Here is a 15,468-nt window from a genome sequence, read left to right as displayed (position 1 = left end):
ATAGTTTTGTACGTAGATATATAATTTTATAACTAAACAGCACGTATATGAAGAAAGAGATTGTAACGCTGTTCTTAATGGCAAGCGTTTGGGCAGCACAAGCTCAAGGGACTTTTACAATAGAAGGGCAAGTGAAGAATGTAGAAGACGGAACTTTAGTCACCTTGTTTCGTTTAGATGGAAATGTGGGTAACAGTATCGGTGTTGATACGATTCGTAACGGACATTTTCGTTTTCAGGCAGAAACATTGGGAAATGAAACTGAAATAGTGGACATGATGGGAAGAAGTGACAAGTTTCCTTCTATGAGCTTAAGACTTTGGGTTCGTTCGGGAGATAATATACAGATAAGCGGTGAAAACACACTGATACGGACTTGGGATGTGAAAAGCACTGTTCCGGAACAAGTGGCTAATCAGGCTTTTATAAACGACTCACGCGAATTGTGGAATGAATATCAGCGCAATGCTTTATTGCAGCGTGCATACCGCCGGAAGTATGCAGGAAGTGCGGTGGACGAAGAAAGACAGGCGATACGTGCACAAGCTGATAGTTTGCAGAAGGTAGAGGATGAAATTAGTATCCGTATTGATGCCAACACTATAAAGCGTATGAAGCAGATTCCGGTTGACGATATTTGGCTGGAGCACTTGAAAAGGTTGGCAATGTCGGCTAAGTATACTGAAAATTATCCTTATAAAGATGAAGTGATTGCTCTCTATGAAGGACTGACTGATGAAGAAAAACAAACCTCTTGGGCAATGGATACATATACATATCTCTTTCCTCCTCAAGTAGTGGAAGTGGGTGATGAAATGGCAGATGCGGATCTGTACGACCTAGAGGGAAATGTACATCATTTGTCTGATTTTAAAGGTAAGTATATTATGCTGGATTTCTGGAGTCGTGGTTGCGGGCCTTGTATTATGGCTTTGCCTGAGATGAAAGAAGTGGCTGAGATGTATAAAGATCGCTTGACGATAGTAAGTCTGAGCATTGATACCAGGAAAGGGTGGGAAGCAGCCTCTAAAGCCCATGAAATGACTTGGCAGAATTTGAGTGATTTGAAAGGAAGCAATGGATTATATGCTAAATACGGAGTACGTGGAATTCCAAATTATGTCCTTATTTCACCAGAAGGACGCATCGTAGAAAAATGGTTCGGATACGGGAAGCAGAGTCTGAAACGAAAACTTCGTCGCCTGCTAAATGCAAATGAATACGTGATGAGCTTAGGGGAAGAGAATGGGCATAAAGTGGTGAATTTCCCGACTGTAAAGAAAAGTAATAACGATATTCCTGAAATCCGCCAGGTAGTATTGACGGATACTGCTACGGTCTTGCGGATTCGTGCCTATTATATACCCAAATATTGGATACAAATTATGAAGAATATCCAGTTGGTAGCGGACAATGGAACTGTATGTCCTGTCCTTCGCTCAGAAGGTATTCCTTTAGGGGAGAAATTCTATATGCCCGAAAGTGGAGAAACCGATTATACTCTTTATTTCGCTCCACTGCCTGAAGGAACACGTTCTTTCGATATGGTCGAACCGGGAGACTCGAATTCAGACCGTGTCGAAGGTATCGCTTTGACACTTGAATAAGACAGCAGAGGCTTTCTTATTCTAAAATCTTGCTATCTGCACTCTTTTTCGTACATTTGTAGCTTTCAAAAAGAAAGTTGTTATTTAAAAAAATACTCTGTATGAAATCAGACATTGAAATAGCTCGCAGCATAGAGCTGAAGAAAATTAAGCAGGTAGCCGAAGGTGTGGGTATTCCGCGCGAAGAAGTAGAAAACTACGGACGGTATATCGCTAAAATTCCAACGAATTTGATTGATGAAGAGAAAGTGAAGAAAAGTAACCTGATACTGGTTACCGCCATTACTGCTACCAAAGCAGGTATTGGTAAAACTACAGTTTCTATCGGTCTGGCTTTGGGATTGAATAAAATTGGTAAAAAGGCGATTGTTGCTTTGCGTGAGCCTTCATTAGGACCTTGTTTCGGCATGAAGGGTGGGGCAGCAGGTGGCGGTTATGCCCAGGTGCTTCCTATGGAAAAGATAAATCTGCACTTTACAGGAGATTTTCATGCCATCACTTCGGCGCACAATATGATATCCGCATTGCTCGACAATTATCTTTATCAGCATCAGGCGGATGGATTCGGGCTGAAAGAGATTATCTGGCAGCGTGTACTGGATGTGAACGACCGTTCTTTGCGTAGTATTGTCACGGGTTTAGGTCCCAGTACGAACGGTATTACCGAAGAATCCGGCTTTGATATTACCCCTGCATCCGAAATTATGGCTATTCTTTGTCTGGCAAAGGACATAGACGACCTGAAACGACGGATTGAGAATATTATTCTTGGTTTCCGATTTGATGGTTGTCCATTCACAGTGAAGGAGTTAGGTATTGCTGGAGCTATTACTGTCTTGTTGAAAGATGCCATTAATCCGAACTTAGTTCAAACTACCGAAGGATCGGCTGCTTTTGTTCATGGAGGTCCATTCGCCAATATTGCACATGGTTGTAACTCTATTCTGGCAACGAAAATGGCCATGACTTTCGGCGACTATGTTGTAACGGAAGCCGGCTTCGGTGCTGACCTCGGTGCGGAGAAATTTTATAATATCAAATGCCGTAAAAGTGGATTGCAACCAAAGTTGACTGTAATTGTTGCCACCGCACAAGGTTTGAAAATGCATGGAGGCGTCAGCCTTGATCGTATTAAAGAGCCCAATATGGAGGGATTGCAGCAAGGTTTCGGTAATCTTGATAAGCATATACGTAATCTGCGTTCGTTCGGTCAGACGGTGGTGGTTGCTTTTAATCGTTTTGCCAGTGATACAGACGAGGAAGTGGAAGCGATCCGTCATCACTGTGAGGAAAAATTAGGCGTTGGTTTTGCTGTCAACAATGCATTTGCAAAAGGTGGAGAAGGAGCCGTGGAACTTGCTAATCTGGTAGTGGATGCTATTGAGAAGAAACCTTCCGAACCTTTGAACTTCAGTTATAGTGAGAATGATAGTGTAGAACAAAAGATAGAGAAGATAGCTTGTAATCTATATGGTGCCAGTGTGGTGACTTATAGCATTCATTCACGCAAAATCATTAAACTGATAGAGAAGATGGGCATTGGTCATTATCCAGTTTGTATAGCTAAAACTCAATATTCTTTCTCTGCCGATCCGAAGATATATGGTGCAGTGAATAATTTTGAATTCCACATCAAAGATATTGTAATCAATAACGGTGCGGAAATGATTGTTGCCATTGCAGGAGAAATTTTACGTATGCCGGGACTTCCCAAAGAACCGCAGGCTATGCATATTGATATTGTGGATGGAAATATAGAAGGATTGAGCTGAATCAGGCTAGTAGACATAAAAAGAAATCCGCAGTCTTTCATTAGGCTGCGGATTTTTTATAACGTTTCTTATATACGTTTTCTTAGTATGCAAACAGCGGATATTTTTCCATAGTCTTATTCACGCGTGCGCGAACTTCGGCAATAACCGCTTCATTTTCTACATTGGACAGAACCGTTTCAATCATTTCTGCAATTTCCAGCATCAGATCTTCTTTAGCACCACGAGTAGTGATGGCAGGAGTACCCAGACGGATACCGGAAGTTTGGAATGCAGAGCGGCTATCAAACGGAACCATATTCTTGTTTACAGTGATATCGGCAGATACCAATGCTTTTTCAGCAACTTTACCTGTGAGATCCGGATATTTGCTACGTAGGTCAACTAGCATAGAGTGATTATCCGTACCACCTGAAACGATTGTAAAGCCACGGTCGATTAATGCTTGTGCCAGTACGGCTGCATTTTTCTTCACTTGAGCAGCATATTCTTTGAATTCAGGTTGCAGGATTTCACCGAATGCAACAGCTTTTGCTGCAATAACGTGTTCCAACGGACCGCCCTGAATACCCGGGAATACGGCTGAGTCGATCAGCTGAGACATCATCTTGATTTCACCCTTCGGTGTTGTTTTTCCCCAAGGATTAGGGAAGTCTTTGCCAATCAAGATGATACCACCGCGAGGACCACGCAAAGTCTTATGGGTAGTAGAAGTAACGATATGAGCATACTTCACAGGGTTATCCAGCAATCCGGCTGCAATCAGTCCGGCAGGGTGAGCCATATCGATCATCAGGATAGCACCTACTTTGTCTGCGATTTCGCGCATACGTTTGTAGTCCCATTCGCGGGAATATGCTGAACCGCCACCGATGATCATTTTAGGTTTTTCGCGCAAAGCAACTTCTTCCATCTGGTCATAGTCTACGCGACCGGTTTCCTTATTCAGATTATATTCACAGGGAGTATAGATAATACCGGAAGTATTTACTAAAGAGCCGTGTGAGAGGTGACCGCCGTGAGCCAGATTCAATCCCATGAATTTGTCACCCGGATTCAATACAGCGAGGAATACAGCTGCATTAGCCTGTGCGCCTGAGTGGGGTTGCACGTTAGCCCATTCTGCACCAAAGATTTCCTTTATGCGGTCGATAGCAATTTGTTCGCTCTGGTCTACTACTTCGCAACCTCCGTAGTAACGTTTGCCAGGATAACCTTCTGCATACTTGTTAGTGAGACAGGAGCCCATTGCCTCCATTACTTGGTCACTTACAAAATTCTCTGATGCAATCAGTTCAATACCTTTGAGCTGACGTTGATGTTCTTTTTCGATGATATCGAAAATTAAATCGTCTCTTTTCATTTTGCTTACTTAGATAAGTTTGATAAATCTGTGTTCTCTTATTAAGCGCACAAATTTACGGTAAAAAAATGAATAAACTGTCAGAAAAGTCAGAAATTTACTTTCTAAAAGAATACTCCAAAGGAAAAACTGAGAACATTGTCTCGCCGGTGGAAACGTATTTCGTCGGCGGGTGGATCACCTTCGACGACACCGTCATCATAAGTCACTTTGCGCGATATATTATGTAATCCTATATCATAACGGAAGTCGAAGAAAATGCGGGAAATGGTAACGGCTACTCCAAGGGTAAAACTGAGGTTCAATGGCCGCAATCTTTCGCTGATTCCCTGCTGGTCAAAATTCTCAAAAGTGACTTCGCTTTTTTTATTCCAGATATAACGGAACTTTGGACCGCCGAATACAGCCAGGCTATAAGGTCCCTCCTTGATAACATTATATCCATAGATCACAGGAATATCTATGCTGTGAATGGATGACGTAATAGATGCCATTTCCAAAGGGGCATTCTCTTCAGCAGGTTTCTCGAAAGTGATGTTGCAGCGGTTAATGTTGTAGGATATTTCCGGTTGCAGGAAGTGGCGTTCAAAGTTGATACGCATGAAGACAGAACCGAAATAACCTATCTTATAGTTATTCTGCACCTCGTCTATTGTGATACCGTTCAATGTAAGGTTGGATACAAGAAAAAGGGAAGAGGTGAAGCCACCTTTAATACCGAAGTTCACCGGACGGTCATGGTGGTGTTTGCTCAGAGGTTCTTCAACCGCCGTGCCAGGCACAAGATGAGACTGTCCCCACATCGTAGCGGGGAAAAGCAAAAGGCACAGGATAAAGCTCTTCAATACTTTGTTCATCACTTATCACTAACGGTTAATCATTCATTTTATTTCTTCTTCTCAACAGACCAGCCAAATTTACCGATCTTTTCGCCCAATTCATAGTATCCTCCATGTACATAAACCAGTGGATTAGCTTCCGCCAGTTCCAGTTTTCCGGTTTCCGTATTCAGGTTCCGGTCGTCGGCACGTACGTTTACCACATCGGCAATAAACATATCATGCGAGCCGAGTGACATGATTTCCTTTACACGGCATTCTATACACAAGGGGGATTCTTCAATAAGGGGAGCATTGACCACAGTACTTTTTCCCGGTGTCAGATGCATTTCTTCGAACTTATTGTAGTCTTTCCCGGAACGTACGCCACACCAATCCGTTGCACGCGCCATATCTTTGGTCGTGAGATTAATGACAAACTCCATATTCCGTTTTAGGATTTCGTAGGAGTGGCGTTCGGGGCGTACTGAAATATAGCACATGGGCGGGTTCGTACAAATCGTTCCCGTCCATGCAATTGTTACTATGTTATATTCTTCCGGAGTGCTTCCGCAGCTTACCAATACGGCAGGAAGCGGATAGATCATTGTTCCGGGCTTCCAGTCTTGTTTCATGACAGTTACATGAGTTACGAGCTCTTATATTATTTCAATTTCGTTCCTGTTTTGCTCTTTCTCGCAATAGTGACATCGGATCACGCAATTTTCCTTGTCTACTACATGGAATAACGTCGCCATGGGCTCGTTGTTCGTGATACATTTGGGGTTGGCACACTTTACAATGCCGCGAAGTTCTTCAGGAAGGCTAACTTCACGTTTTTCCACCACTTCATAATCCCGGATAATATTCAGCTTTACGTTAGGCGCTACCACGGCAATACGATTAATTTCATCATCGCAGAAAAATTTATCCGCAATCTTAATAATGCCTTTAGTACCCAGCTTTCCGCTTTTGAGATTAAAGCCAATGGTGATATTGTTGTTCATGTGTTCAAGTCCCAGCAAAGAGACTACGGTGAACAGATTTTCAGAGGGGATATGGTCGATAACGGTACCGTTTTCTAATGCGGCAACCTGCAATTCTTGTTTTTTTTCGCTCATCTTTCAATTTACAAATTAGCAATTTACAAAGTACAATTTAGGCTTTCACCTCATCCAGTGTGATGCCCAATACATCACAGAGAATAGCCTCACGAGCATACAGACCGTTTTGAGCTTGCTGGAAGTAGTAAGCTTTCGGATTATCGTCTACGTCGTATGCGATTTCATTGACGCGGGGCAGGGGATGCAGAATACACAGATTAGGACGGGTATGTTCCAGCATTTTGTTGCGCAGGATGTAGACGTTCTTTACCCGTTCGTACTCCATGAGGTCAGTGAAGCGTTCACGCTGCACACGAGTCATGTAGAGGATGTCGGCATCTGCTATGGTTTCTTCCGTAAAGTCCGTATGTTCCACGTACTTGATGCCATGATCGCGGCAGTAAATTTTGTATTCTTCGGGCATTCTCAATTCATCAGGAGCTATGAAGTGGAAAGTTGGGTTGAAGTGACGCATTGCCATCAGCAGTGAGTGTACGGTACGGCCATATTTGAGATCACCAACGAGGAAAATATTCAGGTTTTCCAGTGTACCCTGGGTTTTGTAGATGGAGTAGAGGTCGAGCATCGTTTGTGAAGGATGCTGGTTGGCTCCGTCTCCGGCATTGACAATAGGCACTGTGGTTACTTCGCTGGCATAGCGGGCTGCTCCTTCCAGATGATGCCGCATCACGATGATATCGGCGTAGTTGCTCACCATTTTGATGGTATCTTTCAGGGTTTCGCCTTTCGAAGAACTCGTTGCTTTTGGGTCACTAAACCCGATTACGCGGGCTCCTAAGCGGTTGGCTGCTGTTTCAAAACTGAGTCTTGTACGGGTGGACGGCTCGAAAAAGAGGGTTGCAACCACTTTCCCTTCCAGCAGCCTACGGTTGGGACGGGCTTCAAACTGCTTCGCCATCTCGATCATGTAGAGGATTTTTTCCTTGCTATGCTCGGCAATGGTGACTAAACTTCTGTTTTCCATATCGTTCGTTATTTTGTTTCTTTTCGAGAGTTCAAAGGTACGGAAAAGATGCGGAGTACGGAAGAAAGACGGGAGAAAATAATGAAAAAAAATATCTCATGAGACGAAAAAAACAATCCCATGGGATGAAACTGCTCATACGGTGAGATGGATGCCGGAATTTGTTTGGATCATTACCGGCATCAGCAGCAACTTTTCTTTTTCTTTTCTGCTGTTGTTATTATATAAAGAATATATAAGAAAGAAAAATGCACTATTTGTTTTGACTAAAGTATTGAATGATAGTAATTTGTTCTTCATTTTTTTACTTTTTTCCTAAGCGAAAACAGCATGGGAACGGTCGATTTCCAAGTGAAAATGCCTCTAAAATGCTCAATTCCCCCCCACTTTTTGGTCACCAAAATGCCATATTCTATCCCCTCAAACGCCACACTTTATCATCGGAAATGCCACACTTTGTGCTTGCTGAAGTGTGGCGTTTTACCCGTTAAAATGTAGTATTTCCGATGATAAAGTGTGGCGTTTTAAGAGTTTTCTATAGAATTTATAAGGGTGTTCCAATATAATTCCGTACCTTTGCCTTGTTATTTTTACAGGTAATCTATTTTATTGATTTAGTGAATTTACAGTAATAAACATGATAAAGAACATCATAAAAATCCTTTGGATATTCTTAGCCGTCATAGTATTGGCTTGCGTCACTGTTTTCTTCTCCATTGCTAAAGGTTGGATAGGCTATATGCCTCCTGTTGAAGATCTGGAAAACCCTAATTATAAGTTTGCTACACAAGTTTTCTCGGAAGACGGGAAGGTACTTGGTACTTATTCGTTTAGCAAAGAGAACCGTGTATATGTGGGCTATAATGATTTATCCCCCAATGTCATCAATGCATTGATTGCAACAGAAGATGTGCGTTTTGCCGAGCATTCCGGAATTGATGCAATTGCTCTGTTTCGCGCCATTGTGAAGCGTGGTTTATTGTTCCAGAAGAATGCAGGTGGGGGTAGTACGATTACCCAACAATTATCGAAACAACTCTATTCGCCCAGTGCGGACAATGTAATGGAACGTTTGTTTCAGAAACCCATTGAGTGGGTAATTGCAGTGAAATTGGAGCGTTACTATACCAAGGAAGAGATACTTACGATGTATCTTAATAAATTTGACTTTTTAAACAATGCAGTCGGTATTAAAACTGCAGCCAACACTTACTTTGGCTGTGAACCTAAAGATTTAAAAATAGAAGAAGCTGCCACTTTAGTTGGTATGTGTAAAAATCCGGCTCTTTATAATCCCGTTCGTTTCAACGAGCGTTCACGCGGACGCCGTAATGTGGTGCTCGATCAAATGCGTAAAGCAGGATATATCACTGCCGAAGAATGTGATTCACTGCAAGCACTTCCACTGACCTTGAAATATACCCGTGTTGACCATAAAGAAGGTATGGCAACCTATTTTCGCGAATATCTGCGTGGAGTATTAAATGCCAAGAAACCTGTGAAGGGAGATTATCGGGGCTGGCAGATGCAGAAATTTTATGAAGATTCTCTTGATTGGGAAAATAATCCTCTGTTCGGCTGGTGCGAAAAGAATATAAAGAAAGATGGTTCAAAGTATAACCTTTATACGGATGGTCTGAAAATCTATACGACTATTGACTCCCGTATGCAGCAATATGCAGAAGAGGCAGTAGAAGAGCACCTGAAAGAACTACAAGGCTATTTCTTTAAAGAAAAGAAGGGACGGAAACAAGCACCCTACAGTAATAGAATTACGAAGGAGCAGGTAGATGAAATCCTTGCCCGCACCATGAAACAGTCTGATCGTTATCGGACCATGAAGAAAGCCGGTGCATCGGATGCTCAAATTGAAAAGGCTTTCAATACACCTGAAGAAATGTCGGTATTCACCTGGAATGGTGAAAAGGATACGATCATGACGCCTATGGATTCTATCCGTTATTACAAACACTTCCTTCGTGCCGGTTTTATGTCAATGGATCCGCACAACGGACATGTAAAGGCGTATGTAGGCGGACCTAATTATAATTACTTCCAATACGACATGGCAATGGTAGGACGTCGGCAGATTGGTTCTACTATGAAACCTTATGTATATTCACTGGCTATGGAGAATGGATTTTCTCCTTGCGATGAGATGCGGCATGTGGAGTTTCAGGGCTTCGATGAGAATGGTAAACCTTGGGCGCCTCGTAATGCAAATAATAAGCGTTACGGAGAGATGGTGACTTTGAAATGGGGACTGGCTAATTCGGACAACTGGATTACGGCGCGATTGATGAGTAAATTAAACCCGTATGAGTTAAAACGATTGTTACATAGTTTCGGTGTGCGCAATCGTGAGATTGTACCTTCTATTGCTCTTTGTCTTGGTCCTTGCGAAATCTCGGTAGGAGAGATGGTAAGTGCATATACGGCATTCCCCAATAAAGGAATTCGTGTGGCACCTATGTTTGTAACCCGTATAGAAGATAGTGATGGCAATGTACTGGCTACGTTCTCTCCGGAAATGGAAGAAGTTGTCAGCGTTTCCAGTGCTTATAAGATGTTGGTTATGCTGCGTGCGGTAATCAATGAGGGAACCGGTGGACGTGTTCGTCGCTTAGGCGTGAAAGCCGATATGGGTGGTAAAACTGGAACAACTAATTACAATGCAGATGGCTGGTTCATGGGCTTTACCCCTTCATTGGTATCCGGATGTTGGGTAGGCGGTGAAGAACGTGACATTCACTTCGATGGTATGACGCATGGGCAAGGTGCTTCTATGGCATTGCCTATCTGGTCAAAATACATGGTAAAAGTGCTTGGAGACAAAACACTGGGATATGATGAAAGTGAGACATTCCAACTCCCTGAGGGTTTTGATCCCTGTAAGGATAACGGAGACGTTGATCTGGAACCGGCATCGGAAATCGGTTTGGATGACTTCTTTGATTAAAATTCAAGTGTCGGTCTAAATTATTGATTTCGAAAGTGGTTTATACAATCAGCATCGGTAGTAACGAGCAACGGAAAAAGAATCTTTCGTTGGCGCGGAAGCGGTTGAAAGAACTGTTTCCTGGCATTCGTTTTTCTACGGAAGAGGAGACTAAGCCGCTTTATTTCCGGCGTTCATCTTTATTTTCCAATCAGGTGGCACGTTTTATTTCCAGTAGCGATGTGGCGGAAATAACTTCTTGTTTGAAAGCTATTGAACGGGAAGCGGGGCGGATGCCTGAAGAGAAAAAACAAGAAATAGTCCGGTTGGATTTGGACTTGTTGTCGTGTGATGATACTGTCTATAAACCCGACGATTTAAAAAGAGACTACATTTGTCGGGGATTAAAAGAGATAGAGTAATTTCAAATGGGTATGCGGGCGACGCGGATAAAGCGGAAGAACGTGGATCTATTAAATTGTAAAATTGTAAATATAAACATGTTGAAGTTTTTAGGAATCATTCCCGCCCGTTATGCATCCACGCGTTTTCCTGCAAAACCGTTGGCTATGCTGGGAGGTAAAACTGTAATACAGCGAGTCTATGAACAAGTGGTAGGTATTTTGGACGATGCTTATGTGGCTACAGATGACGAACGGATTGAAGAAGCTGTAAAAGCTTTCGGAGGTAAAGTAGTGATGACTTCCGTGAATCATAAAAGTGGTACGGATCGTTGCTATGAAGCATATACTAAAATAGAGGGAGACTTTGATGTCATAGTCAACATTCAGGGTGACGAACCTTTTATTCAACCCTCCCAACTGGAAACTGTAAAAGCTTGCTTCGACGATATTGCGACCCAGATTGCTACACTGGTGAAACCTTTTACTCCTGAGAATGGATTTGAAGCTTTGGAGAATATCAATTCTCCGAAAGTAGTGCTGAATAAGAACATGAATGCACTCTATTTCAGCCGCTCCATTATTCCTTATCAGCGAAATGTGGAAAAACAGGATTGGCTGAAAAATCACACTTATTATAAGCATATAGGATTATACGCCTATCGTGCTGAAGTTTTAAAAGAGATTACTTCGTTGCCGCAATCTTCACTGGAACTGGCAGAATCGCTGGAACAACTTCGCTGGCTGGAGAATGGTTATACCATTAAAGCCGGTATTACCGAAGTAGAGACCATTGGCATTGATACTCCCCAGGATTTGGAAAAGGCTGAAGAATTCTTGAAAATATGTTAGACAGAACTATCCAGCCCCGTATTTGTGAGCCGGAACAACTGGCAGTGCCATCTCCCGAATGTCGGGTGATGAAAAATGGCATACCTTTATATATACTCAATGCCGGGGATAATGAAGTAGTCCGAATTGATCTGTTGATAGAAGGTGGACGCTGGCAACAGAGCCAACGTTTGCAGGCTTTGTTTACCAACCGGATGCTGCGCGAAGGTACCCGGCGTTATTCAGCCGCGGCCATTGCCGAAAAGTTGGATTACTATGGTGCCTGGTTGGAGCTTTCCAGCTCGTCCGAGTATGCTTATATCACCCTTTATTCTTTGAATAAATATCTGCCGGAAACTTTAGATGTTTTTGAATCTATCGTAAAAGAACCTCTTTTCCCTGAAAAAGAGTTGGGAGTGATTATCGACAGTAATATCCAGCAATTTCTTGTGAACTGCTCCAAGGTGGACTTTCTGGCCCATCGCACTTTGATAAATGCCGTATATGGCGATACGCATCCGTGCGGGCAATTAGTGCAGAAGGAAGATTATCATTTGATCAACCCTTCTGTCTTGCAATCGTTTTACGACCGATATTATCATTCCGGAAATTGCAGTATCTATCTTGCGGGGAAGGTCAGCGAAGACGCTATCCGTCGTATTGAAACTCTTTTTGGAAGTGAACCTTTCGGTAAAGATTTCCGGAAGCCGGAAAAACTGTCTTATGTTCCGGTAACTTCTTCTGAGAAACGTATTTTTACCGAGCGTGCCGATGCAATGCAAAGTGCTGTTCGCATGGGAATGCTTTCTTTGGATCGACGCCATCCTGACTATTTGAAAGTTCGCGTTCTGGTTACCTTGTTCGGAGGGTATTTCGGTAGCCGTTTGATGTCTAATATTCGTGAAGATAAAGGATATACGTATGGTATATCTGCCGGTATCATGCCTTATCCCGATAGTGGACTGTTGGTTGTCAATGCAGAGACTGCCAATGAATTTGTAGAGCCGCTTATCAAAGAAGTTTACCATGAAATAGACCGTCTACAAAATGACCTCGTACCTGTCGAAGAACTTGCCATGGTGAGAAACTATATGTTGGGCGATATGTGTCGCAGCTATGAGTCTGCCTTCTCACTGGCGGATGCCTGGATCTTTATTCATACTTCCGGCCTCCCGGACTCGTATGTGAGGGATGCCGTAGAAGCTGTGAAGACAATTACTCCTGTCGAGATACGTGAACTTGCCTCACGCTATTTGTGCAAAGAGACATTAAAAGAAATCGTATCCGGCAAAAAAATGTCATAAAAAAGGTGTGATACCCCTTCCTTTTAGCAGATTAATTGTATCTTTGTGCAAATACTATATGAGACGTGTAACAAGTTGCTGCGTTTACACGTCTTATTATTAAAATCGCTAATTTATAATTTTCAATGAAATATCTATATACTGCACTCATTCTGGTATTCATGTCCCAAGGCGGGGCGACGGCCCAGGAAAAGAAATCCGGTTTCTTCGATAAAGTAAAAACGACTTTCTCTTCTGAAATAAAGATAGGAACTCATACCTTCAAAGACGGTTCCGTATATACGGGTGAAATGAAAGGACGTAAGCCCAACGGAAAAGGTAAGACGGTTTTCAAAAATGGCAATGTCTACGAGGGTGAATATGTGAAAGGAAAACGTGAAGGATATGGTACTTATACATTTCCTGACGGCGAAAAGTACGAAGGACAATGGTTCCAAGATCAGCAACACGGTAAGGGTATCTACTATTTCATGAACAACAACCGTTATGACGGCATGTGGTTTCAGGATTATCAGCAAGGCAAAGGTACAATGTACTACTATACCGGTGATATTTACGAAGGAGACTGGGTAAATGATAAACGTGAAGGTCAAGGTACATACACTTGGAAAAACGGTTCCAAATATGAAGGTTCCTGGAAGAATGATAAGAAAGAGGGTAAAGGTACTTTTGTCTGGAATGACGGCTGTAAATACGAAGGTGATTGGAAGAATGATGTGCGTGATGGAAAAGGAACTTTCGAATATGCCAACGGAGATAAATATGTAGGCGACTGGAAAGATGATATGCAACATGGCAAAGGTATTTACTTCTTCCACACCGGTGACCGCTATGAAGGTGCGTATGTGCAGGGTGAACGTACCGGAGCCGGTATTTATTATCACGCCAACGGCAATAAATATGTAGGAAACTTTAAAGACGGCATGCAACACGGAAAAGGTGTGTTTACTTGGGCAAGTGGTGCGGTCTATGACGGCGACTGGAAAGATAACCAACGTGACGGCCGTGGAACGTATAAATGGAATGTAGGTGATTCTTACGAAGGTGAATGGAAAAATAACCAGTTCAATGGTCAGGGAACCCTGATTATGACAGACGGAACTAAATATAAAGGTGGTTTTGTGAATGGTATGGAAGAAGGTAACGGTATACAGGAGGATAAAAACGGTAATCGTTACGAAGGCTTCTTCAAGCAAGGCAAAAAGCACGGTCCTTTTGTTGAAACGGATAAAAACGGGAAAGTAATAAAAAAGGGCACGTACAAAATGGGAAGACTGGAGTAGAGATTAAGATTTGAAACTTTAAATAAAAAATGAAGGCTGCGCAGTATATTGAATTGCGCAGCCTTTGTTTTTTATATCCAATTCTCTATTAGATAATATACTGCGAACTGATAGACTCATTATTCACCACTCTCTTAATGGTTTCTGCAAACATATCAGCAATACTGAGTTGTTTTACTTTCGCGCATTTCTTAGAGTAGGGGATACTATCGGTAAATACGATTTCAGTCAGACTGGATTCCTGTACACGGAAAGATGCCGGATCGGACATTACACAGTGGCTTGCAATAGCGCGTACTGATTTAGCACCAGCATCCAACATAATGTTAGCTGCTTTAGTGATAGTACCGGCTGTATCTACGATGTCATCTACCAATACTACGTTCTTATCGGTTACATCACCGATAATCTGCATGGATGCAACTTCGTTTGCTTTCTCACGTGATTTGTTGCACAATACCAGGGGAACTCCCAAATACTTTGAGAATGTGCTGGCACGTTTGGAACCACCCACATCCGGCGTAGCGATTACAAGATCTTTCAGTTTCAAGGACTCGATATAGGGTAGGAACACTGCCGAAGCATACAAGTGATCTACCGGAATGTTGAAGAAACCTTGGATTTGATCAGCATGGAGATCCATCGTAATCAAACGATCGATACCTGCTACTGAAAGTAAATCGGCTACTAACTTTGCGCCGATAGAAACGCGAGGTTTGTCTTTTCTGTCCTGTCGTGCCCAACCGAAATATGGAATGACTGCAACAACGCTTTTAGCAGACGCTCTTTTAGCTGCGTCGATCATCAGCAGAAGTTCCATTAAATTGTCGGAATTAGGGAAGGTGGATTGAACCAGGAATACATGTGCGCCACGAATTGACTCTTCATAGGAAACAGCAAACTCACCATCAGCAAAGTGGGTGATGTTCATCTTTCCCAGAGGGCAATCAAGGCTTGCGCAGATTTTCTCTGCAAGGTATCTCGAGTTAGTTCCGGAGAATACCATTACGGGTGCTTTTTCGCTCATTTTGTAATAGATGTTACCTATTTGTTTAATACGGCT

The 15,468-nt window shown here is 42.6% G+C and carries 13 protein-coding genes; 7 read left to right on the top strand and 6 right to left on the bottom strand.

The window, feature by feature from the left end; translation table 11 throughout:
• Positions 1-47 precede the first annotated feature (47 nt).
• Together BACINT_RS10480 and BACINT_RS10475 are read left to right on the top strand one after the other, a co-directional pair.
• Positions 48-1,607: a TlpA disulfide reductase family protein gene (locus tag BACINT_RS10480; protein ID WP_007662843.1), complete on the top strand. Its 1,560-nt coding sequence runs from the start codon at positions 48-50 to the stop codon at positions 1,605-1,607.
• 101 nt (positions 1,608-1,708) lie between these two features.
• Positions 1,709-3,379: a formate--tetrahydrofolate ligase gene (locus BACINT_RS10475; protein WP_007662842.1), complete on the top strand. Its 1,671-nt coding sequence runs from the start codon at positions 1,709-1,711 to the stop codon at positions 3,377-3,379.
• Between the two features lie 82 nt (positions 3,380-3,461).
• Here BACINT_RS10475 and glyA read toward each other — a convergent pair whose 3' ends face one another.
• From glyA to pyrB, 5 genes are all read right to left on the bottom strand, one after another.
• Positions 3,462-4,742 (bottom strand): serine hydroxymethyltransferase, encoded by a 1,281-nt coding sequence (glyA, locus tag BACINT_RS10470; RefSeq protein ID WP_007662840.1) that lies wholly within the window; start codon positions 4,740-4,742, stop codon positions 3,462-3,464.
• 104 nt (positions 4,743-4,846) lie between these two features.
• Complete coding sequence (locus BACINT_RS10465; protein ID WP_007662838.1) at positions 4,847-5,599, bottom strand: porin family protein; 753 nt, start codon at positions 5,597-5,599, stop codon at positions 4,847-4,849.
• A gap of 29 nt (positions 5,600-5,628) precedes the next feature.
• Complete coding sequence (locus tag BACINT_RS10460; RefSeq protein ID WP_007662836.1) at positions 5,629-6,195, bottom strand: flavin reductase family protein; 567 nt, start codon at positions 6,193-6,195, stop codon at positions 5,629-5,631.
• Positions 6,196-6,219: 24 nt separating this feature from the next.
• Positions 6,220-6,681 carry an aspartate carbamoyltransferase regulatory subunit gene (gene pyrI, locus BACINT_RS10455; protein ID WP_007214025.1) on the bottom strand — a complete coding sequence of 154 codons (462 nt, stop codon included), beginning with the start codon at positions 6,679-6,681 and terminating at the stop codon, positions 6,220-6,222.
• 37 nt (positions 6,682-6,718) lie between these two features.
• A complete protein-coding gene (pyrB, locus tag BACINT_RS10450) occupies positions 6,719-7,648 on the bottom strand; it encodes an aspartate carbamoyltransferase (RefSeq protein WP_007214026.1) in 930 nt (309 codons plus the stop codon).
• 637 nt (positions 7,649-8,285) lie between these two features.
• Here pyrB and BACINT_RS10445 point away from each other — a divergent pair.
• From BACINT_RS10445 to BACINT_RS10425, 5 genes are all read left to right on the top strand, one after another.
• Positions 8,286-10,607, top strand: coding sequence for a transglycosylase domain-containing protein (locus tag BACINT_RS10445; RefSeq protein WP_007662831.1), 2,322 nt, complete (start codon positions 8,286-8,288; stop codon positions 10,605-10,607).
• Between the two features lie 35 nt (positions 10,608-10,642).
• Positions 10,643-11,008 carry a 2-amino-4-hydroxy-6-hydroxymethyldihydropteridine diphosphokinase gene (locus BACINT_RS10440; RefSeq protein ID WP_007662829.1) on the top strand — a complete coding sequence of 122 codons (366 nt, stop codon included), beginning with the start codon at positions 10,643-10,645 and terminating at the stop codon, positions 11,006-11,008.
• A gap of 81 nt (positions 11,009-11,089) precedes the next feature.
• A complete protein-coding gene (gene kdsB, locus BACINT_RS10435; RefSeq protein ID WP_044155196.1) occupies positions 11,090-11,839 on the top strand; it encodes a 3-deoxy-manno-octulosonate cytidylyltransferase in 750 nt (249 codons plus the stop codon).
• Positions 11,833-13,122: a M16 family metallopeptidase gene (locus BACINT_RS10430; protein ID WP_007662825.1), complete on the top strand. Its 1,290-nt coding sequence runs from the start codon at positions 11,833-11,835 to the stop codon at positions 13,120-13,122. Before kdsB ends, BACINT_RS10430 begins: the two co-directional genes overlap by 7 nt.
• A gap of 125 nt (positions 13,123-13,247) precedes the next feature.
• Entirely contained in the window at positions 13,248-14,405 is a 1,158-nt protein-coding gene (locus BACINT_RS10425) for an MORN repeat-containing protein (protein WP_007662823.1), read from the top strand.
• 88 nt (positions 14,406-14,493) lie between these two features.
• On the opposite strand, the gene BACINT_RS10420 is transcribed toward BACINT_RS10425, so the two are convergent.
• A complete protein-coding gene (locus BACINT_RS10420; RefSeq protein WP_007214035.1) occupies positions 14,494-15,432 on the bottom strand; it encodes a ribose-phosphate pyrophosphokinase in 939 nt (312 codons plus the stop codon).
• Positions 15,433-15,468: the final 36 nt, after the last annotated feature.

Origin of the sequence: Bacteroides intestinalis DSM 17393 (assembly GCF_000172175.1) — a bacterium.
In the GTDB taxonomy this organism is placed as follows: domain Bacteria; phylum Bacteroidota; class Bacteroidia; order Bacteroidales; family Bacteroidaceae; genus Bacteroides; species Bacteroides intestinalis.
Note: the sequence above shows the minus strand (reverse complement) of the source record. Positions and strands in the feature narration are given on the sequence as shown.